Raw genomic sequence first — 21107 nt, 5'->3', positions numbered from 1 at the left:
AATACTCCAAAAAATCGTAATGATTCAGGAATGCCTCCTTCGGAAAGCCATTCTGAAAAGTTACAAAGATCCCAATCATGATAACACAGAAAAGATAAGGAGAAAAATCATGAAAGACAAAATTTTTGGTGTTTTACAGCGCGTTGGAAGATCCTTTATGCTTCCGATTGCAATACTTCCCGTAGCCGGTCTGCTGCTTGGAGTGGGAAGTTCATTTACGAATGAAACAATGCTTAAGGCATATGGCCTTATGGATATGATGGGTCCGGGAACCATACTCTATGCGATACTTTCCGTTATGAGTGCAGCCGGCAACATCGTATTCGCAAACCTGCCTCTGATATTTGCAATGGGAGTTGCAATAGGAATGGCCAAAAAAGAGAAAGAGGTAGCGGCACTGGCTGCAGCAATCGCCTTTTTCATCATGCATGCTTCGATCAATGCCATGATAAACATAAACGGCGGCACGGAAAGCATGCTCGCCGGCGCTACCACGTCTGTAGTAGGAATCACATCCCTGCAGATGGGTGTTTTCGGAGGTATCATAGTAGGTCTCGGAGTAGCGGCCCTTCACAACAGGTACTATAAAATTGAATTGCCGCAGGTACTGTCCTTCTTTGGAGGAACCAGATTCGTACCGATCGTAGGCGCACTTGCATATGTAATGGTCGGAATTGTGCTTTTCTATGCATGGCCTCCCGTACAGGCAGGAATCTATAAAGTAGGCGATATCGTACTTAAATCGGGATATGCAGGAACATGGGTGTACGGCCTTATGGAAAGGCTTCTGATACCTTTCGGACTCCATCACGTATTTTACCTTCCATTCTGGCAGACAGCAGTAGGCGGAACAGCAACGGTTGGCGGACAGCTGATAGAAGGTGCACAGAACATTTTCTTCGCGGAATTAGGAACACCGGGAATCGGACATTTCAGTGTATCTGCAACAAGATTCATGTCAGGAAAATTCCCGCTCATGATATTCGGTCTTCCGGGAGCGGCACTTGCAATGTACAGATGTGCAAAGCCTGAGAAGAAGAAACAGGTAGGAGGCCTCCTTCTGTCAGCAGCCCTGACATCAGTGCTGACGGGAATAACTGAACCGATAGAATTTACATTCCTCTTTGTGGCACCTTTGCTTTACGGTATCCACTGTGTCTTTGCAGGGCTTGCTTATATGTTCATGCATATACTTAACGTAGGCGTCGGTATGACATTCTCAGGCGGATTCATAGATCTGTTCCTGTTCGGAATCCTGCAGGGAAATGCCAAGACAAGCTGGGTTTGGGTTATAGTTGTAGGCGCGGTATATTTTGTGGTATACTATTTATTATTCTCATTCCTTATAAAGAAAATGAACTTAAAGACACCTGGAAGGGATGACGCAGAAGAAGTAAAACTTTACAGAAGAAGCGATATGGAAGCAAGAAAAAATGCTGACGGACAGATTGTGGAACAGGAGACAGATCCTGTATCAGCAATGATCTGCGAAGGACTCGGCGGCAAGAAAAATATTTCGGATGTAGACTGCTGTGCCACAAGGCTTCGCTGCACGGTATATAAATCAGAACTGGTAAACGATGCACTTTTGAAACAGTCCGGAGCGTCAGGAGTTATCCGTAAGGGACAGGGCGTGCAGATCATATATGGACCAAGGGTAACGGTAATCAAATCAAATCTTGAGGATTATCTTCTTACTGCACCGGATGAAGAAGTATTCATGGATGGAGCGGCAGCAGCTCAAAACACTGCAGCTGCAGCAACAGAAGAAAACAAGGATGGCAAGGTTGCAAGGACAATCATTCTCAGCAGTCCTCTTACCGGCATTGCTGCAGATATCACAGAAGCGCCAGACGCGGCATTTGCTGAGAAGATGATGGGTGACGGGGCAGTTGTAACTCCCACAGAGGGGGTTCTTACTTCGCCAGATGATGCTGAAGTATGTTTTGTTTTTGGAACAAAGCATGCGGTGGGATTGAAGACCAAGGATGGAATAGAGCTGCTGCTCCATATCGGAATCGATACGGTGAACCTTGAGGGAAAAGGCTTTGAGGCTTTCGTAAAAGAGGGAGACATGGTCAAAAAAGGAGACAGACTGTTGAGTTTTGACATGGAATTCCTGAAAAATAATGCCCCATCTTTAGCTTCTCCTGTCATCTGCACAAGCTTGAATAGCAGTCAGAGGGTAAGGCTTCTGAAATCGGGCGAAGTTAAGGCAGGCGAAGATCTGCTTGCAGTTGATGAATTAGAGTAGCTGTTCAGGGTCTCCGGCCCGGACCGCTATGAATTAGAATAGTCGGTGACGGGGGTAATCATATGTTCAGAGTCATAAAAGCATTAAACCATAACGGCGTTATGGCCGTGGATATGGATAATAATAAGGAGTACATACTGCTTGGAAAAGGCGTAGGGTTCGGCAGAAAAGTCAACGAACGAATGGAAGTACCGGCAGATGCAAAAGTATACCTGCTTCAGCAGGAGACTGACAGGGGCTCATCCAGGGAGATCGTCAGCAGCATCGAACCGGAATTTCTTGAGATTGCAAATGCAATTATAATCGAAGCCGAGAAACAGTTTGACAAAATAGACACAGGCATATTATTCCCCCTTGCCGACCATATTGCATTTGCCGTAAAAAGAATACGCAGCCACTCCCAGATCAGCAATCCGCTGACGCAGGATATAAAAGCCCTTTTTCCAGATGAATACAGGGTGGCGGCCAGTGGAAAGAAGATTTTCATGGAGATGCAGGGCATCGATATAAGTGATGATGAGGTCGGGTACATAGCTTTGCATATACACTCAGCAATCGAGGATGAAAAGGTATCCCAGGCAATGCAGACGGCAGCCGTTGTCAGGGAGTGCATCACCATGATTGAAAGTGAAATCGGCAGGGAGATCGATATCGAGTCTCTGTCCTACAACCGTCTGATGAGCCATATCAAGTACATGACGGCAAGAGCCCTGAAAGGCGAATCCATCAAACTGGATATGAACGAATATATCAGGGAGAGATTTCCAAAATCTTTTGCTTTAGCGGAGACTGTCTGCAAAAAGCTCGGGAGGGAATTGAAAAAGGAATTCAAACCGGTAGAAGTCGGCTATCTTGCGATGCACATTGAACGGGTATTTTCCGATGAGTCGGAGTAGAATAAGAAAGAAAATTTGAAAATCAAACATAGAATAAAACCATATGGAGGTATAAAATGAAATCATTTAACTATACAATCAAAGATGCTCTTGGAATACATGCAAGACCTGCAGGAATGATCGTGATGGAAACAAAAGCTTTCACATCAGCTATTACATTAAGTGCAAATGGCAAAAGTGCAGATCTCAGAAGGCTTATGGCGCTTATGGCCCTTGGTGTTAAACAGGGAACTGAAGTTACCGTGACTGCTGAAGGTCCTGATGAAGATGCTGCAATAGTAAAAATGGAAGAATTTTTCAAAGCTAATCTGTAGAGATAAAAAAGGGGAGATGCTATAAAAGCAGACTCTCCCTTTTTTATCTCATAGGAGTGGAGTGTCAAAAGCCCATTTACAAAATAGTGTTCGTCAATTTCTACGGTTTTTGTAATCAGGACGTGATGCAAAACATGTTCATTCGCAGCGCGCTCTCGCTTAGATGAAGACGTAGTGGTACGTAAGGCCGCAAAACACGCGGCCTAAGTGCCAACGTCTTCATAAAGCTGCTCATTGAATCATGTTTTGCATCACTGCGTTATAGAGGGCAAATGTGCAAATTAACGAAGCGAAGGTTATAAGAGGTCTTTTGACTTGTTAATCCTTATAGACAAGTTCTTCAAAAGACTGAATTTTTTGTATGTTTCTGTTTTTGTTTACAATATCCTGATTTCCTCTTCCAATGTCAGATAGTTTGTGTTATAGTTACTGCATATTCACTTCTATTAAAATGGCATTTCTGCCATGGATTTTCCAGTATGTAAGAAAGCAGATATTGGCTCCACAACAGGGGGAGCTGTTTGTGTGCTTGAAAATAATATAAGGGGGTCGTTTGATATGTATAGCAGAGTATATTCAGCGGCAGTAAGGGGTATAGAAAGCTGCCAGATTCAGGTTGAGGCTGATGTGAGCGACGGCATGCCGTCATTTGACATGGTTGGATACCTGGGAACAGAAGTCAGAGAAGCGCGGGAGAGGGTAAAGACGGCCCTGCGCAATTCGGGTATCGTGATTCCGGCAAAAAGGATCACCATAAATTTGTCCCCGTCGGACGTGAGAAAGGAGGGAGCATCCTTTGACCTTCCCATTGCAGCCGCCGTACTGGCCTCTCTGGGCTTCGTTCCCCAGAGCAGCCTGGATGACACCATGATTATAGGGGAATTGAGCCTTGACGGCAGCATACGGGCGGTAAACGGAATCCTTTCAATAGTCGATGCTGCTAAGAAACTTGGATTCAGATATTGTGCGGTTCCAAAGGAGAACGCAGGTGAGGGAGCGGTAATAAGCGGCATTGACGTAATCGGAGTCGGTACTGTTGATGACCTCATTGCATTTTTGAATGACAGAAACAGCATTCTTCCCGAGTTTATTAATATAGAAGAAATATTTCAGGACAGCTATAAAATCTATGAGAGCGACTTCGATGAAGTCAATGGCCAGCAGAGTGTAAAACGGGCAACCGAGGTGGCTGTTGCAGGACTTCACAATATCCTGTATATCGGGCCGCCCGGTTCCGGAAAAACAATGATTGCAAAAAGAATACCGACTATACTTCCGGACCTCACATTGGAGGAGAGTCTGGAAATATCTAAAATCTACAGCATCCAGGGGCTTCTCCCTAAAGAATCATCCCTTATTCTGAAGCGCCCTTTCAGGGCGCCGCATCATACAATTACGCCGATTGCGCTCTGCGGAGGAGGAAGGATACCCCATCCCGGTGAAATCAGCCTTGCAGACAGGGGAGTCCTTTTTCTTGATGAACTTCCGGAGTTTACAAAATCGACTCTTGAAATAATGAGGCAGCCTCTTGAGGAGCATGAAGTGAACATCTCAAGGCTGAGCGGAGTATATACATACCCTGCGAATTTCATGCTGGTTGCAGCCATGAATCCCTGCAGCTGCGGCTACTATCCTGACAGGGACAGGTGCAGCTGCAGCCAGCATGACGTGGGGAGGTATCTGAGCAGAATCAGCCAGCCGCTCATGGACAGGATAGACATCTGTGTCGAGGCTCCCAGGGTCGATTATGCAGAAATTGCAGGAGTGCGAAAAAATGAAAACTCCGCCGAAATCAGGAGAAGGGTTTCCAGGGCTCATGAGATACAGAAAATAAGGTATGAGGGGACAAGATTCAGATTCAATTCAGACCTGACTGCAGCCGGGGTTAAAAAATACTGCCCTCTCGGTGATGAAGAGGAAAAACTGATGGAGCAGATCTTTGGGAAAATGGGCCTCAGCGCAAGGGCCTATCATCGCATACTGAAGGTGGCAAGGACGATTGCAGATCTGGAAGGGATCGATAACATAACGGTCAGGAATCTTAGTGAGGCAGCATGCTACCGCAGCACCGACAGGAACTAGTGCACTGACACGTTGACATCTTGACAAATGGCTTGCTTTAGCTTCCATCTGCGGCGGGGAAGAGAATATGCAGCAGAGACGAAGAGAACAGGAAACGGAGGAGAAGGGCATGGAGAATGAAATCAGAAACCGGAATGAAGGCAGAAACAGGAGTGACAACAGTAACAGGAGTGACAGCAGTAACAGGAGTGACGACAGCGGCATGGCGATGTACTGGTATTGGATATGCAATCTGCCGAAGATTACAAACAGCAAGATCAAGAGGCTTCTGGACTGTTTTGGAAGTCCGGATGAGGTGTTCAGGGAAGACCTGAAGGATCTTGGAAAAATGGGTATACTAAAGGAAGAGGACATCCGGAGAATCGAGGATTCCAGGAGAGGGTGGGATCTGGCACAGGAATATGGAGAGTTCTGCAAATTGGGGATGGAATTTGTTCACATTGGTGACGACAGGTATCCGGAGAGGCTGAGGTCTCTTGCTGACAGGCCTTACTGTTTATATGTGAAGGGAAGACTCCCGGAAGATATAAAACCTGCAGTTTCCATTGTGGGCGCAAGGGCCTGCAGCGAATACGGGAGAAGAATGGCTGAGGAATACGGAAGGGAACTGGCAGCTTCAGGTGTGCAGATCATAAGCGGACTTGCCAGGGGGATTGACGGAGCATCCCACAAAGGTGCGCTGCTGGCTGGTGGAAGCACTTTTGCAGTACTTGGATGCGGAACCGATATCTGCTATCCGGAAGAACATAAACGGCTTTATGAAGATATACCCGAAAGAGGCGGGATTATTTCGGAATACCCGCCGGGTACCATGCCTCTTCCTTATCTGTTTCCAGCCAGGAACAGGATCATCAGCGGCCTTGCAGATATCGTCCTGGTAATCGAGGCACGTGAAAAAAGCGGATCGCTGATTACGGCCGACCAGGCGCTTGAGCAGGGACATGATGTATTTGCACTTCCTGGAAGGGTCACGGATAAGCTCAGCTGCGGTTGCAACAGACTCATAAAACAGGGAGCAGGAATAGCCACGTCGCCGGCTGATATTTTGGCAGAATTCAGTCTGGAATGTAAAAAAAATAATGAAAATTATATAAAAACCACGAATTCACTTGCAAAAGAAGAAAATTTGGTGTATAGTTGTCTCGGCTTGCAACCAAAAAATCTCGATGAAATATTGACCGAGGTTAAGGCCGATATTCAACAGGTTCTGCATGTTCTGCTGAATCTGGAATTAAAAGGATACATCGAAGAAATATCGAAAAATTATTATATTATAAAGAGATAAAATGACTAAGACCCTGAATAAGGGTCTTTAATGCTGACAAAGGAGTTAATGGAATGGCGAAATATCTTGTAATAGTGGAATCACCTGCAAAAGTCAAGACGATCAAGAAGTTTTTGGGAACAAATTATGAAGTTGCCGCTTCGAATGGTCATGTAAGGGATCTGCCGAAAAGTCAGTTGGGAATAGACGTGGAGAACGGCTATGAGCCGAAATACATAACGATCAGGGGCAAAGGAGACATCCTTGCCAAGCTTCGCAAAGAGGTGAAGAAGGCTGAAAAAGTATATCTTGCGACTGACCCTGACCGTGAAGGGGAGGCGATATCCTGGCATCTGTCGAAATCGCTGAAACTTGATGAGAGTAAGATGCATCGTATCAGCTTCAATGAAATCACAAAGAATGCTGTCAAGGACTCGATCAAGCAGGCAAGGGAGATTGATATGGATCTGGTAGACGCCCAGCAGGCAAGAAGGATGCTGGACAGGATGGTTGGCTACAGGATAAGTCCGCTTTTATGGGCTAAGGTAAAAAGAGGGTTAAGTGCCGGAAGGGTACAGTCTGTTGCGCTCCGTATCATATGCGACAGGGAAGATGAGATCAACGCATTTATTCCGGAAGAATACTGGTCCCTTGATGCGGATTTCAAAATTCCTGGTGAAAGACAGCCTCTGAAGGCTAAGTTTTATGGAACAAGCAAAGGAAAGCTTGATATCCATACGAAAGAAGAAATGGATAAGATACTGGAAGACCTTAAGGATGCACAATATCAGATCACTGAGGTGAAAAAAGGGGAAAGGATAAAAAAAGCCCCATTTCCGTTCACGACCAGTACGCTTCAGCAGGAAGCTTCAAAAACACTAAACTTTTCAACCCAGAAAACAATGCGTCTTGCACAGCAGCTTTATGAAGGAATTGACATCAAAGGCTCAGGAACGATCGGTATCATCACCTACCTTCGTACGGACTCCACAAGAATATCCGAGGAAGCTGACAAGTCAGCCAGGGAATTCATAGAAGCGAAATTTGGCGAGGAATATCTGGCAAAGCAAGAGCAGGTTAAGAAGGAAGGGAAAAAAGTACAGGATGCCCATGAGGCTATCAGGCCTACTGATATATCGAGAGATCCGCTGTCGATCAAAGAGTCTCTTTCAAGAGATCAGTTCAGGCTGTATCAGCTTATATGGAAGCGTTTCGCAGCCAGCAGGATGTCTTCTGCCAGGTATGAGACGACATCTGTAAAGATAGACGGAAATGGATACCGTTTCACGGTGTCAGCATCTAAAATAGCTTTTGACGGTTTCATGTCCGTATATGTTCAGGAGGATGAGGAGAAATCTGAAGGAAACCTTCTGGTCAAAGGACTGGATAAGGATACGGAAATTTCGCTTGGTGAATTTACAAGCAAACAGCATTTTACCCAGCCGCCGGCTCATTATACAGAAGCGGCCCTTGTCAAGACCATGGAAGAGCTTGGAATTGGAAGGCCGAGTACATATTCGCCTACAATAACGACAATAATCGCAAGAAGATATGTGGCAAAAGAGAATAAGAACCTTTATGTTACGGAACTTGGAGAAATCGTAAACAAGATAATGAAAAAAGCGTTTCCAAGCATCGTCGATGTAAACTTCACAGCTAATCTGGAATCGCTTCTGGATAAGGTGGAAGAGGGTGTTGTAAACTGGAAGACGGTAGTAAGCAATTTCTACCCCGATCTTAACGAAGCCGTTCAGGTAGCAGAAAAAGAGCTGGAAGAGATTAAGATTGAGGACGAGGTAACCGATGTAATATGTGAACTGTGTGGTAAGAACATGGTTGTCAAGTATGGTCCTCACGGCAGGTTCCTGGCCTGTCCGGGATTTCCGGATTGCCGCAACACCAAGCCGTATCTTGAAAAAATCGGTGTTCAGTGTCCGAAATGCGGAAAAGAAATTGTCATGAAGAAGACAAAAAAAGGCAGAAAATATTATGGCTGCGAAGCGAATCCGGAATGCGACTTCATGTCCTGGCAGAAACCTTCAAAAGAAAAATGTGAAAAATGCGGGGGAATCCTTCTGGAAAAAGGCAATAAACTTGTATGTGCCGATGAAAAATGCGGATATGTAGTTAATAATAAATCAAATAATTCCGGAAAATAAAAAAATACAGACAAAACTGGAAGTTTTATACATAATTGAGGGTGAATATGCATAGAATCCAGTAAAAACAGTATATTACTTGAGGTGAAAGTTCAATAACGGTTGATTTTTCGAAAAATGTATGATAAAATGTACAATATATAAAAAAATTTAGAATGTTTGAAAAGAATTAACTTATGATTATACATGTTTGTGTAATATAAATAATTTAAAACCCCGTTAATTGTTTTGGGGAAAGAAAACAGGAGGTAGGCCATGAGTGTACAGTTATTGGATAAGACCAGAAAAATCAACAAACTTCTGCACAATAACAGTTCCAGCAAAGTCGTATTCAACGATATCTGTGAAGTTCTTGTAGAAATATTAAACTCTAATATTTTGGTAATCAGCAAAAAAGGCAAGGTTCTCGGTGTCGGACAGTGTGACGATGTTGAAGAGATCAAGGAATTGATCAAAGATGAGGTAGGGGGATTTATCGATGTCCTCCTGAATGAAAGATTGCTGGGAATCCTTTCCACCAAGGAGAACGTAAATCTTTCGACTTTAGGTTTTGAAGCCGATGATGTGAAAAAGTACAGGGCAATCATTACACCAATCGATATCGCAGGTGAGCGTCTTGGAACATTATTCATCTACAAGAGCGACAGCCAGTATGAAATCGATGACATTATTTTGAGCGAGTATGGTACAACGGTCGTAGGGCTTGAGATGATGAGGTCTGTGAATGAAGAAAATGCAGAGGAAACAAGAAAGGTACAGATTGTCAAATCAGCAATCAGCACACTTTCATTTTCCGAACTTGAAGCGATTACGCATATATTTGATGAGCTTGAAGGAAGCGAGGGCATCCTTGTAGCGAGCAAGATCGCGGACCGTGTCGGGATAACAAGATCTGTTATCGTAAATGCACTTCGTAAATTTGAAAGTGCAGGCGTAATCGAATCACGTTCTTCAGGAATGAAGGGCACTTATATCAAGGTGCTTAATGATGTGATCTTTGATGAGCTTAAGGATATAAAAAAACACAGGAACAATAAATTATAAAATGAATGTCCGGTTATAACAACCCATGAGCCTCCACCGGCATCAGGGTTGAGGGGAGCCTTTAGAAAATCAGTATGATTTTCTAAAGGCTCTTTTTTTGATATATAGGAAATTCATCGAATTTCCTATATATCAAAAACGCTCCGCCAGGAGCTGCATGATGTGGGGGTAGAATGTGTCGCAGAAGCGAATTCTTTGGCCTTGCAGAAAATGAAAACAAAAAAGAGCATAACGTAAGCGACAAAGCATAAAAAATGCACAAAAATATAGACAGAAAACCTTGTTTTATACGGTCACATGTATTATAATCTGTAATGTGACCGTTTTGGGGCGTATGGTCGTCAAAACAGGACACCCATATAAGTTCTCAATATTACAATAGAATGAGGTGTTGAAAGTGATTAGTTCAGGTGTTTTTGACTATATTAATGTGCTGGACAAGGCGGCAGATGCAAGCTGGACCAGAAATCAGATAATCAGCAATAATATTGCAAATGTGGATACTCCGAATTATAAGAGGCAGGATGTTTCTTTCGAGGAAGCCTTACAGAGGGAACTGAGGACAGCCACAGAAAATTCTCTGGATGAAAAAGTTTCCCGCGTTTCGATTGACAGGCTTGCGGCTGATATCTACACGGATTCGGCTGGATATTCATACAGGATGGATGGCAACAACGTGGATATCGATACAGAAAATGTTGAACTTGCATCCAATCAGATCAAGTATGAGGCGCTTGTGGACAGTATGTCGCAGGAATTTGCAAGGATTAAATCGGTGCTCAAATAAATAGCTGCTTTTAGGCTGTGTTCTAGCGAAAAAAATCATGAAAGAGGGTATGAACTTATGTCAATATTCAATTCATTCAATATAAGTGCATCGGGAATGACGGCACAAAGATTCAGGACAGATATTATTTCCCAGAATATAGCAAATGTCAATACAACAAGGACGGAAGACGGGACACCATATGTACGCAAGATTGTGAGCTTTTCTGAAAAAACGGAAGGAACCTTCAGCACAGCACTTGGTCAGGCAAGAAGAGCATACAGCGGCAGCGGCGTAAAAGTAACATCAGTTACGGAGGATACCGCAACCGATATGATCAAGAGTTATGATCCGGCTCATCCGGATGCAGACGAAAACGGATATGTCACCTATCCCAATGTGAACGTCGTCACTGAAATGACAAATATGATTGATGCAAGCCGTTCTTATGAGGCAAACGTGACGGCATTCCAGTCAGGCAAATCGATGGCCATGAAAGGCCTCGAACTGGGCAAATAGGAGGATAGGAAATGTTAGATATTTCATCGCTATACAGTGTCGGATCGGGTTTGATACAGCAGGCATCGTCAGCCAGCACGGCGGCGGATACGGAAAAACCAGGTTTTGGAACAGTCCTGCAGTCAGCAATGGATATGATCAAAGAAACGAATCAGTTTCAGAATGTTGCTGAGACAGAGGAAATGAATTTTGCCATGGGATATTCGGACAATACCCATGACCTTGCGGTGGCTCAGCAGAAGGCGAATGTCAGCCTGCAGTATACTGTTGCCGTAAGAGACCGGCTGCTGGATGCATACAAAGAGATTATGAATATTCAGATATAAACGTCCGTAGACTAGGAGATTATGAATGAAGGACAGACTAAAACAGGTGCCCCAAAAATTACTTGATTTTTGGGATAAATATAATGGAAAACAGAAAACGCTGATGATCAGCATAGCGTGTGTGGTAATTCTGACCTTTACCATATTAGGAGTAGCTCTCAGCCAGCCAAAGATGGCAACTCTGGTTACCTGCGAGTCAGCCGCTGAGGCGGCTGAAGTCAAGGAGCTTCTTGAAGCAGAAGGAATACCCTTTGAGATATCAGATGACGGACTGATCATAGCTGTTGAAAAGGAATACCTGTCCGATGCCACGCTTCTGCTTGGCGCAAACAGCATACCTGCTGACGGATACAGCATAGACAATGTGTTTGACGGCGGCTTCAGCGCTACTGAAGCCGACAAAGAAAAAAAATACAAGCTTTATCTTGAAGAAAAGATCTCCGATGATCTTGAAACCATGGAGAGCGTAAAGACAGCAACTGTTCAGCTTTCGATACCGGAGAATGACGGAACTATCATTGCAAAAGAGCAGGATACGTATGCAAGCGTTCTGCTGGAACTGGACGGAAAGGTTGAAAACGAGGCAGCAAAAGGACTTGCAAAGTATATTGCGACCGCTGTTGGAAATAAGACTCCTGAAAGCATTCTGATCATCGATTCAAACGGAAACGTTCTCTTTTCGGGGGAGGAGCCTTCCAGCGTGTCAGGGAATGCCAGCAGCCAGCTCGCTGTAAAAAACGAGGCAGAAAACCTTGTCAAATCAGAAGTAAAAGATGTGCTTCTGGGTACGAACGTATATGACAATGTTGAAGTTGCACCAAACCTGGTTCTCAATTTTGATTTGATTAATGAGACAGAGCATACCTATACGCCTGCAGACGGGCAGAGCCAGGGGCTCTTAAGCCATGAAGAAACCTATGAGTCGGAAACTTCAGGAGGAACTTCTTCAGCGCCAGGAACTGATGCAAACGACGACACGACTTATGTGGTTGAAGATGGAAATCAATCTTCAGCCACAGTTGTTGAAGAGTCAAAGGATTATCTTCCAAATGAGAAGATCACAGATACCCAGTATGCTACCGGTGCAGTCAGATATAAGGAATCCTCTATCTCGATTGTTGCAACAACCTATAAGGTATATGATGAGCAGAAACTGAAGGCTCAGGGAGCCCTTGATGAGATGAGCTTTGACGAGTTCATGGCTGCAAACAAGGAAAAAATCAAGACGGAAGTCGATCCGGACTTCTACACAATGGTTTCCAAAGCAACCGGGATTGAAGAAGAGAATATTTCTATTGTAGCCTACGACATACCGTTCTTCCAGGCGTCAGAAGAAGAGGAAGGGACGATCTGGGACTATGCAGTTATTGCAATGATCATCCTGATACTGGCACTTCTCGGATTTGTGGTGTTCAAGAGCGCAAGGCCGCTGCATACAGGAGAAATCGAACCTGAGCTTTCGGTTGATGCCCTCCTGGCTGCAACGAAGGAAAACGTGGAACTTGAAAATATAGACTTTAAAGACAAATCGGAAACAAGGATTATGATCGAGAAATTTGTAGACGAAAATCCGGAAGCGGTTGCGCAGCTTCTGCGCAACTGGCTGAACGAGGAATGGGAGTGATAAGCAATGCCTAAGGAACAGGAAATAAGCGGAGTACAGAAGGCGGCGATACTGCTGATCGCCCTCGGCCCTGAGAAGGCAGCCAGCATATTCAAACATCTGAAAGAAGAAGAGATTGAGGAACTCACCCTGGAAATCGCGAATACGAGAAGCATTTCGCCTAAGACAAAGGACATGGTCATGAATGAGTTCTACGAAGTGTGCCTGGCGCAGCAGTATATCGCCGAGGGCGGTATCGGATATGCAAAGGATCTGCTTGAAAAAGCCCTTGGTTCTGACAAGGCGAGAGATGTAATCGGAAGGCTGACATCATCACTTCAGGTAAGGCCTTTCGAATTCATAAGGAAGACAGATGCATCGCAGCTTCTGAATTTCATACAGGATGAGCATCCACAGACGATTGCGCTTATTTTATCATATCTTTCACCGGCACAGTCTTCTGTAATCGTATCTGCCCTTCCGCCGGAAAAGCAGGCTGATGTTGCAAAACGTATTGCACAGATGGACAGGACATCTCCGGATGTGGTCAAAGAAGTTGAAAGAATACTTGAACGCAAGCTGTCTTCACTTGTCAACCAGGATTACACGATTATCGGAGGCGTGGATGCCATTGTCGATATCCTCAATACTGTCGACCGGGGAACTGAGAAGCATATTATGGAAAGCCTTGAAATCGACGAACCGGAACTTGCAGACGAAATCAGAAGGAAAATGTTTGTCTTCGAGGATATCCTTTCTCTGGACGACAGGGCAATTCAGAGAGTGCTCAGGGATGTGGACAATAACGACCTGGGAATCGCTCTGAAAGGTTCTACGGAAGAAGTACAGAATGTCATCTTCAACAATCTTTCCAAACGTCTTGCTGCCATGATCAAAGAAGATATGGAATTCATGGGGCCTGTACGTCTGAAGGATGTGGAAGAAGCGCAGCAGAAGATTGTCAACATTATAAGGAAGCTTGAAGATTCTGCCGAGATTGTTATATCAAGAGGCGGGGGAGATGAGATCGTTGTCTAATTTACTGAAATTCCATTCTGTTTACTGTGAAAACAGTGAAAAGAGAGTGATAGATTATAATGAACTGATTGCCAGCAGGATCGTGGAAAGGGCGTGGCAGGAAAAACATGCTGACGGTCAGGAGGCCTTTCCAGTATTTTGTGAAGGGCTTGTGGCTGGAGGCGTTGCCCCGGTGCCTGAACATGATGAAACAAAAGCCAGGGCAGAGGAAATCCTTGAAGATGCAAAGAAAGAGGCAGCCGGAATCCTGGAACATGCAAGGGAAGAGGCTGAAAGGATCAAGGAGCAGGGATTCAAACAGGGAAAGCAGCAGGGCTATGAGGAAGGCCATAGCGCTGCCATAGCAAGGGCCATGATTCTGCAGGATGAACTTCAGGATGAGCTGCTGAAAGCCAGACAGACACTGGAAGAGGAATATCAGAAAAAGGCAAAAGAACTGGAACCTATGCTGATGGATACCCTTGTGGACATATTTGAAAAGATTTTCATGATACAGTTCGGGGAAAGGAAAGAAATGATCATCAACATCATTCGCAATGCAGCAGGCAGGATAGAGACCAGTACGGAATTTGTCGTAAGGGTATCTCCTGAAGATTATGCAAGTGTTGTGAAAAAAAAGGATTTTATCATGAGGCATGCAGCAAACGTCTCCTCCATGGAAGTTGTTGAGGATCTGACACTTACAAAGAACAGGTGCATAATAGAAACGGCTGACGGCATCTATGACTGCAGTCTGGACACGCAGCTGGAGGGACTCGTAAGAGATCTGAAGACATTGTCATGCCTATAGAAAGCAGGATGTGATTTGGAAACGGCAGATTTAGAAAAATACAGAAAATTATCTGAAAGAATTTATTATAAAAAGCTTGGCCGTGTTGTGAAGATTGTCGGGCTTACGATTGAATCGGCAGGACCGGATGCAAAGCTCAATGATCTGTGCAGGATTGTGGCAGACGGGTATGAGAAGAAGTATGTTTTTGCAGAGGTCGTCGGCTTTAAGGATAAGAAGATTCTTCTTATGCCCTTTGACAGCGTTGAAGGAATCGGCCTCGGATGCGTGGTGGAGAACACCGGCCATACCCTTTCTGTACCGGTGGGAGATGACCTTCTTGGGAAGACCCTTGACGGGCTTGGCCGCCCACTGGATGGATCGGAGATTTCTGCGGCAGCATACTATCCTGTTGAAGCGATGCCGCCTGATCCCATGGAAAGGGCTATCATATCTGAGATTCTTCCGCTTGGGGTAAAGGCCGTCGATGCTCTGATCACCGTTGGAAAGGGCCAGAGGATCGGGATTTTTGCGGGGAGCGGTGTCGGCAAGAGCACCCTTCTCGGCATGTTTGCGAGAAACACCAAAGCTGAAATCAATGTGATCGCCCTGATCGGTGAAAGGGGCAGGGAAGTAAGGGAATTCATTGAACATGACCTTGGTCCGGAAGGAATGAAGCGCTCGGTCGTTGTTGTTGCAACTTCTGATAAACCAGCCCTTATCCGTAATAAGGCTGCAAAGACTGCAACGGCTATCGCGGAGTATTTCAGGGACCAGGGGAAAGATGTGCTTCTGATGATGGACTCCCTTACCAGGTTTTCCATGGCACAGAGGGAGATCGGACTTGCATCGGGGGAACCGCCTGTTACAAGGGGATATCCGCCGAGCGTATATGCTGAAATGCCAAAGCTCCTGGAGAGGGCTGGCAATTCAGACAAGGGATCCATAACAGGGCTCTATACGGTACTCGTAGACGGAGATGATTTCAATGAGCCCATAACGGACACGGCAAGGAGCATACTTGACGGTCATATCATGCTGTCCAGGAAGCTGGGCCATAAGAATCATTATCCGGCTATCGATGTGCTGCAGAGCATCTCCCGTGTTATGAGCAAGATTGCTGATAAACAGCATAAAACCGTATCGGGAAGGCTCAAGAATGTTCTGGCAACCTATAATGAGGCTGAAGATCTCATAAACATAGGGGCCTATAAAAAAGGATCGAATAAAAATATTGATTATGCAGTGGGAAAAATCGACCAGGTCAATGAATTCCTGAAGCAGGATGTGGATGATAAAGTCGAATTCAGGGAAGTCATAAGAATGCTAAACGAAATTTTTGATGAGTAGGTGGAGCGATGGCTAAATTTATCTATAAAATGCAGAATATACTTGATGTCAAATATAAACTTGAGGAACAGGCAAAAACCAGATATTCCGAAGCCAGGGTGAGGCTCGACGTCGAACAGGAAAAGCTGGAAGGCTTGAGAAACCGGAAGCTCATGTATGAGGATATGGCCAGGGAGCTCATGTGCGGTATCCTGAATCTTGCCCGTATAAGGCATGTCAGGCAGGAAATCGAGAGAATCAAAGAAGAGATAAAGAACCAGCTCATTCAGATCAGAGTGTCTGAAAAGAACCTGGAGCAGGCGAGGCTTACGCTGAACGAGGTCATCGTCGCCAGGAAGACCCATGAAAAACTGAAAGAGGATGCATTTGAAGAGTTTAGGAAAGAGCTCAACAGCCAGGAAAGCAGGGAAAACGACGAACTGGTAAGTTACAGCTATAGCAATAGGAACAGTTAGGCAGGTGGATGTATGGCGCAGGAGAGAAAAGGGTTGTTGGAGGAAACGACAGAGGAAAAGGGAACTGGCAGAAAGAAAAGGGAATCCCGCAAGCAGGAAGTGATAAGGCCTGCAGCGAGAAAGACGGACGGTGACGACGAAAGAGAAGAAAACAGGGGCGCAGTCTTTTTTGTGACCATGATCATCATAATCGTATGGCTCGCCATTTTCGCCTTGCTGATCAAATGGGATGTGGGGGGCTTCGGTTCCACGGTTCTTCGTCCGATTCTGAAGGATGTACCGGTAATAAACAGTATACTTCCGTCCCGGGAGGAAGAATATGCGGAGGAAGGTTATCCTTATGCAACGCTTGTGGAGGCTGTGGAGCAGATAAAATCTCTTGAATTGGAGCTTCAGGTTGTTCAGGAGGAAAAAAATGCCGATAAAGTAACTATAGAACAGCTTAATGCGGAGATAGACAGGCTGAAAGCCTTTGAAGGCAGTCAGGCTGAATTCGAGTCAGTAAAATCGGAATTCTATAATGAGGTGGTTTTTACCGAGAATGCCCCTGACATCAGTGAATATCAGAAATATTATGAATCGATCGATCCGGCAAATGCGGAAGTTCTTTATAAACAGATTGTGCAGCAGACAGCGTATTCTGCCCAGGTCAGGGAGTATGCAGGTGCATATGGGGCAATGAAGCCTGCACAGGCAGCAGGAATTCTCGAGGCGATGACGGATGACACAGACCTGGCAGCACAGATACTTGAGAATATCAGTACGGATGCCAGAGGTGAGATACTGGGAGCGATGGATCCAGACATAGCGGCCAAAATCACTAAAATCATGGCACCACAGAAAGGAGGATGAGGATGACAGGAGCAGTGATTGCGGGCATCGGTCCGACGGGCCGGGGAGGCCTGCAGGCAACAGCAAAAATGGAGCGTTCAGAAAGCCCGGTTTTCAAAAGCTTTATGGACGGGGCTTCGGCAGGAAATGTCGGAGAGGCTTCGTTGGAAAACAAAAAGGTCCTAAAACAGGAAACGGATTCCGAAGACTATGGAGTTTGTGAAGATGCGGATCGTGAGGAAGAAATATCAGGGTCAGACAGCATGATGAAAGAGGATGCTGCGGAGCCCGTGTCTGATAACGGCAGCAATATACAGAAGCTGTCTGAAACGGATTCCCCGGAGGCAGCACAAGAGATGCAGGATGCCACAAGGGAACTGGAGGCAGATATAAAAGCACTCATTATGGACAGATTCGGCATATCGGAGGAAGACCTCACGGAAATAATGGAGAATATGGGTATGGAGGCAATGGAGCTTCTTAATCCATCAAGTCTTGCAAAAATTGCTGTCGCTTTGTCGGGCGGCACTGACATGGCTTCCCTCATAACCGACAGCGGCCTGTATAAAGATTACATGGAGCTGGCGGGAGCAATGAATGAATTGAAGGAAGATGCAAGGAAGGATTCCGGCCTTTCCGAAGAAGAGTTTTCCTTGATGACGCAGATGTACAGCGAATCGAAAAGACAGGCGGATGTGACACCATCTGGAATTCAGGCGTCAGCCGTTGTGCAGAAGGAAGCTGAATCTCCACAGGGGACATCTGTAAGTGACGGGGCGGTAGAATTGAAAGTGGAGATCAGCAGCGAGATGAGCGTTACGGATAAAGGCAGCCAGAATGCAGGAACAGGAGAATCTGGAACCACCCAGAGCGATGGAGGCGGATTTGCAGGAACGCTTATGAACCGGATTTCCGAAGTGGCTGCAGCTTCAGGCCAGACCGCAGAGGATGTGCAGAATATCGTCAGACAGATCAGTGAAGAAATCAGGATAGCTGTCAGGCCTGACACTACCAGTATAGAAATGCAGCTGAATCCGGAAAATCTCGGAAAGGTGACTCTTCATCTGTCAAGCAGGGATGGAGCGGTATCAGCGCAGTTTGTTGCCCAGAACCAGGCGGTAAAAGAAGCAATCGAAGGCCAGCTGGTCCAGCTCAGGGAAACGTTGGGGAACCAGGGAGTAAAGGTTGAATCCATAGAAGTTACCGTGGAAAGCCATGAGACCGGCAGAGACCCGGGACAGGGTGGAAACAGTTCCGGACATCCGGAGCAGTCCGGGAACAGGGGCCGAAGGAGCATTGATCTCAGGGAACTGATTGGAAATGACAGGAGCATCATGTCTGAGGAAGAGGCGATTACGGCAAATATCATGATGAGAAACGGAAACAGTGTGGATTACACAGCTTAAAGGAGAGAAATCAATGAGTCTTGCAGCAGCAGTCAAAGATGGAATTATACAGGAAACAAAAACGACAGTAAAATCATCTGTAAAGCAGGTGAGCGGGGGAGCCCTTGATAAAGAAGCCTTTTTACAGCTTCTCGTGGCACAGATGAAGTATCAGGATCCGCTTGAACCTACTTCAAATACGGAATATATAGCACAGCTGGCAACGTTCTCGGAACTTGAGGAGATGCAGAACCTTTCCTCCAGCATGTCGGTCCAGCAGGCATCGGGCCTGGTCGGAGAGAATGTAATCGTCAGGTCGGTATCCGACACTACAGGGGAAACATCCTATGTATCGGGAAAGGTCGACTTCACAGTAATAGAAAACGGGAAAGCCTATCTCTCGATTGGCGGATCCCTGTATGCAATCGAAAATCTGGATACGGTAATCGATGAGGAGTATCTGGCCGGGCTGGAAGCAGAAGTATAGATAAGTAAATGGTAACTGTTCAGAACCCCCTTTAGTCCTGAATAGTTACAGTAAAGGAATGAAATAGACGGAAAATATCCCGATTGGCAGGAAGCCGTAAAAAACTTTAAAATTTCAGGAGGAAATTAATTATGATGAGATCACTTTATTCTGGCGTGTCAGGCTTAAAGACACATCAGACCAAGATGGATGTTATTGGTAATAACATCGCAAACGTCAATACTGTAGCATATAAATCCAGTTCTGTAACCTTCAGTGAAATCATGTATCAGACGACACAGGGCGCTTCAGGCGCGAATGCCCTTACAGGAACAGGCGGAACAAATGCAAAACAGATAGGTCTCGGCGTTACCACGGGCGCAATCAATACAAGCATTACCACAGCAGGTGCTTCCCAGACAACGGGAAATCCTTTTGATATCAAAATAACCGGTGACAGCTTTTTTATTGTCAACGATGGGACAACAAACTATTTCACCAGAGCCGGCGCTTTCTATGTTGACGGTGCAGGAAATCTGGCAATGACATCCACAGGATACAATGTAATGGGATGGCAGGTCGACAAGGCGACTGGCAGCATCAAGCAGGATACGGTTTCTGCTCTGAACATCATGTCGGAGGAAAACCAGACTGCGGCGCCGGCAGCTACTTCTGAAGCCATTGTAGGAGGAATCATTGACAAGAATAATACAAATGTATCCAGTGAAAACGGACAGGTCATCAATCTTTCCTTTTACGATAATCTGGGATATGCCTATACTTCAAAGTTATCTATCCATTCGACAGCTGATGACGGTGTTTACAGCGTAGAACTTGATGACATTCTGGATTCCAAAGGAAATTCAATTATCAAAGACGGCATGACGCTCCCAACACTCGGCGGGCAGGGGGCAGACGGGATTGCAGCTACTATGACCTTCGATACCTCAACAGGCGTGTTCAGCGGAATATCGACGGACGGAACGGCTTCAGGCAATACCATCAATCTCGGAATGGCCTCCCTGGGAGGAAACTTCTCGGATATCAATCTGGACTTCAGCACTACAAGGATGTTCAACAATGGAGGATCCTCAACAATCGGCGCATCCTCAGGCGATCTGAACGGCCTTGGGGCAGGAAAGAAGCTTGGAGCCATGATCGGAGTAAGCATATCCTCAAACGGCATGATTCATGGAACCTACGACAATGGCGATACGAAGACCCTTGGCCAGATAGCAGTTGCAAACTTTTCCAATGCCTCCGGCCTTTCAAAAGAAGGAGAAAATCTCTATGCTTCATCCCTGAATTCGGGAGAATTTGACGGAGTAGGGCAGGATATAACGGCCAACGGAGGAAGCATGGCTACAGGCGTGCTCGAAATGTCAAATGTCGACCTTTCATCGGAATTCACCGAAATGATTACGACGCAGCGAGGGTTCCAGGCAAATTCAAGGATTATAACGACATCAGATTCCATGCTTGAAGAGCTTATTAACCTGAAGAGATAAAATCAGGCCAGTGTTCGCTCTGTGACCAGTAACTCGCAGAGCGATGCACAGAACTGGTGCCCGGCTGAAAGGGGAATC

At 45.6% G+C, this 21107-nt stretch carries 19 protein-coding genes; all 19 read left to right on the top strand.

All coding sequences use genetic code 11. The annotated features are described in order from the left end of the window. Positions 1-109: 109 nt before the first annotated feature. The 19 genes from BJR36_RS04490 to BJR36_RS04400 all read left to right on the top strand — a co-directional run bounded on the left by BJR36_RS04490 (position 110) and on the right by BJR36_RS04400 (position 21029). Entirely contained in the window at positions 110-2254 is a 2145-nt protein-coding gene (locus tag BJR36_RS04490) for a PTS sugar transporter subunit IIABC (RefSeq protein ID WP_091231121.1), read from the top strand. Between the two features lie 62 nt (positions 2255-2316). After that, positions 2317-3150 (top strand): PRD domain-containing protein, encoded by an 834-nt coding sequence (locus tag BJR36_RS04485; protein ID WP_091230736.1) that lies wholly within the window; start codon positions 2317-2319, stop codon positions 3148-3150. A gap of 56 nt (positions 3151-3206) precedes the next feature. Then, positions 3207-3464 carry an HPr family phosphocarrier protein gene (locus tag BJR36_RS04480; RefSeq protein WP_091230733.1) on the top strand — a complete coding sequence of 86 codons (258 nt, stop codon included), beginning with the start codon at positions 3207-3209 and terminating at the stop codon, positions 3462-3464. Between the two features lie 558 nt (positions 3465-4022). After that, a complete protein-coding gene (locus tag BJR36_RS04475; RefSeq protein WP_091230729.1) occupies positions 4023-5546 on the top strand; it encodes a YifB family Mg chelatase-like AAA ATPase in 1524 nt (507 codons plus the stop codon). Between the two features lie 67 nt (positions 5547-5613). Continuing rightward, positions 5614-6831 carry a DNA-processing protein DprA gene (dprA, locus tag BJR36_RS04470; protein ID WP_242875454.1) on the top strand — a complete coding sequence of 406 codons (1218 nt, stop codon included), beginning with the start codon at positions 5614-5616 and terminating at the stop codon, positions 6829-6831. A gap of 53 nt (positions 6832-6884) precedes the next feature. Next, a complete protein-coding gene (topA, locus tag BJR36_RS04465) occupies positions 6885-8969 on the top strand; it encodes a type I DNA topoisomerase (protein WP_091230726.1) in 2085 nt (694 codons plus the stop codon). A gap of 255 nt (positions 8970-9224) precedes the next feature. Continuing rightward, entirely contained in the window at positions 9225-10013 is a 789-nt protein-coding gene (gene codY / locus BJR36_RS04460; RefSeq protein WP_091230724.1) for a GTP-sensing pleiotropic transcriptional regulator CodY, read from the top strand. A 397-nt stretch (positions 10014-10410) separates the two neighbouring features. After that, positions 10411-10800: a flagellar basal body rod protein FlgB gene (gene flgB, locus BJR36_RS04455; RefSeq protein ID WP_091230722.1), complete on the top strand. Its 390-nt coding sequence runs from the start codon at positions 10411-10413 to the stop codon at positions 10798-10800. 57 nt (positions 10801-10857) lie between these two features. Beyond that, the gene (gene flgC, locus BJR36_RS04450) at positions 10858-11298 is read left to right on the top strand and encodes a flagellar basal body rod protein FlgC (protein WP_091230719.1); all 441 of its coding nucleotides are present in this window, start codon (positions 10858-10860) and stop codon (positions 11296-11298) included. A gap of 11 nt (positions 11299-11309) precedes the next feature. After that, positions 11310-11624, top strand: a complete 315-nt coding sequence (fliE, locus tag BJR36_RS04445; protein WP_091230716.1) for a flagellar hook-basal body complex protein FliE — start codon at positions 11310-11312, stop codon at positions 11622-11624. Between the two features lie 25 nt (positions 11625-11649). After that, positions 11650-13248 (top strand): flagellar M-ring protein FliF C-terminal domain-containing protein, encoded by a 1599-nt coding sequence (locus BJR36_RS04440; RefSeq protein ID WP_091230714.1) that lies wholly within the window; start codon positions 11650-11652, stop codon positions 13246-13248. Positions 13249-13254: 6 nt separating this feature from the next. Continuing rightward, complete coding sequence (gene fliG, locus BJR36_RS04435) at positions 13255-14265, top strand: flagellar motor switch protein FliG (protein ID WP_091230712.1); 1011 nt, start codon at positions 13255-13257, stop codon at positions 14263-14265. After that, entirely contained in the window at positions 14258-15055 is a 798-nt protein-coding gene (locus tag BJR36_RS04430) for a FliH/SctL family protein (protein WP_169823588.1), read from the top strand. The genes fliG and BJR36_RS04430 overlap by 8 nt, the downstream gene beginning before the upstream one ends. 15 nt (positions 15056-15070) lie before the next feature. Continuing rightward, a complete protein-coding gene (gene fliI / locus BJR36_RS04425) occupies positions 15071-16384 on the top strand; it encodes a flagellar protein export ATPase FliI (protein ID WP_091230707.1) in 1314 nt (437 codons plus the stop codon). Positions 16385-16392: 8 nt separating this feature from the next. Beyond that, a complete protein-coding gene (gene fliJ, locus BJR36_RS04420) occupies positions 16393-16839 on the top strand; it encodes a flagellar export protein FliJ (RefSeq protein WP_091230705.1) in 447 nt (148 codons plus the stop codon). A 12-nt stretch (positions 16840-16851) separates the two neighbouring features. Then, positions 16852-17691 carry a MotE family protein gene (locus BJR36_RS04415; RefSeq protein ID WP_091230702.1) on the top strand — a complete coding sequence of 280 codons (840 nt, stop codon included), beginning with the start codon at positions 16852-16854 and terminating at the stop codon, positions 17689-17691. Between the two features lie 2 nt (positions 17692-17693). After that, positions 17694-19076: a flagellar hook-length control protein FliK gene (locus tag BJR36_RS04410; RefSeq protein ID WP_169823587.1), complete on the top strand. Its 1383-nt coding sequence runs from the start codon at positions 17694-17696 to the stop codon at positions 19074-19076. A 13-nt stretch (positions 19077-19089) separates the two neighbouring features. Next, entirely contained in the window at positions 19090-19542 is a 453-nt protein-coding gene (locus tag BJR36_RS04405; protein WP_091230697.1) for a flagellar hook assembly protein FlgD, read from the top strand. 131 nt (positions 19543-19673) lie between these two features. Next, the gene (locus tag BJR36_RS04400) at positions 19674-21029 is read left to right on the top strand and encodes a flagellar hook protein FlgE (RefSeq protein ID WP_091230694.1); all 1356 of its coding nucleotides are present in this window, start codon (positions 19674-19676) and stop codon (positions 21027-21029) included. Positions 21030-21107: the final 78 nt, after the last annotated feature.

Source organism: Anaerobium acetethylicum (assembly GCF_900096945.1).
Taxonomy (GTDB): domain Bacteria; phylum Bacillota; class Clostridia; order Lachnospirales; family Lachnospiraceae; genus Anaerobium; species Anaerobium acetethylicum.
The sequence above is the reverse complement of the archived record's forward strand: the minus strand, read 5'-3'. Positions and strand labels throughout refer to the sequence as shown.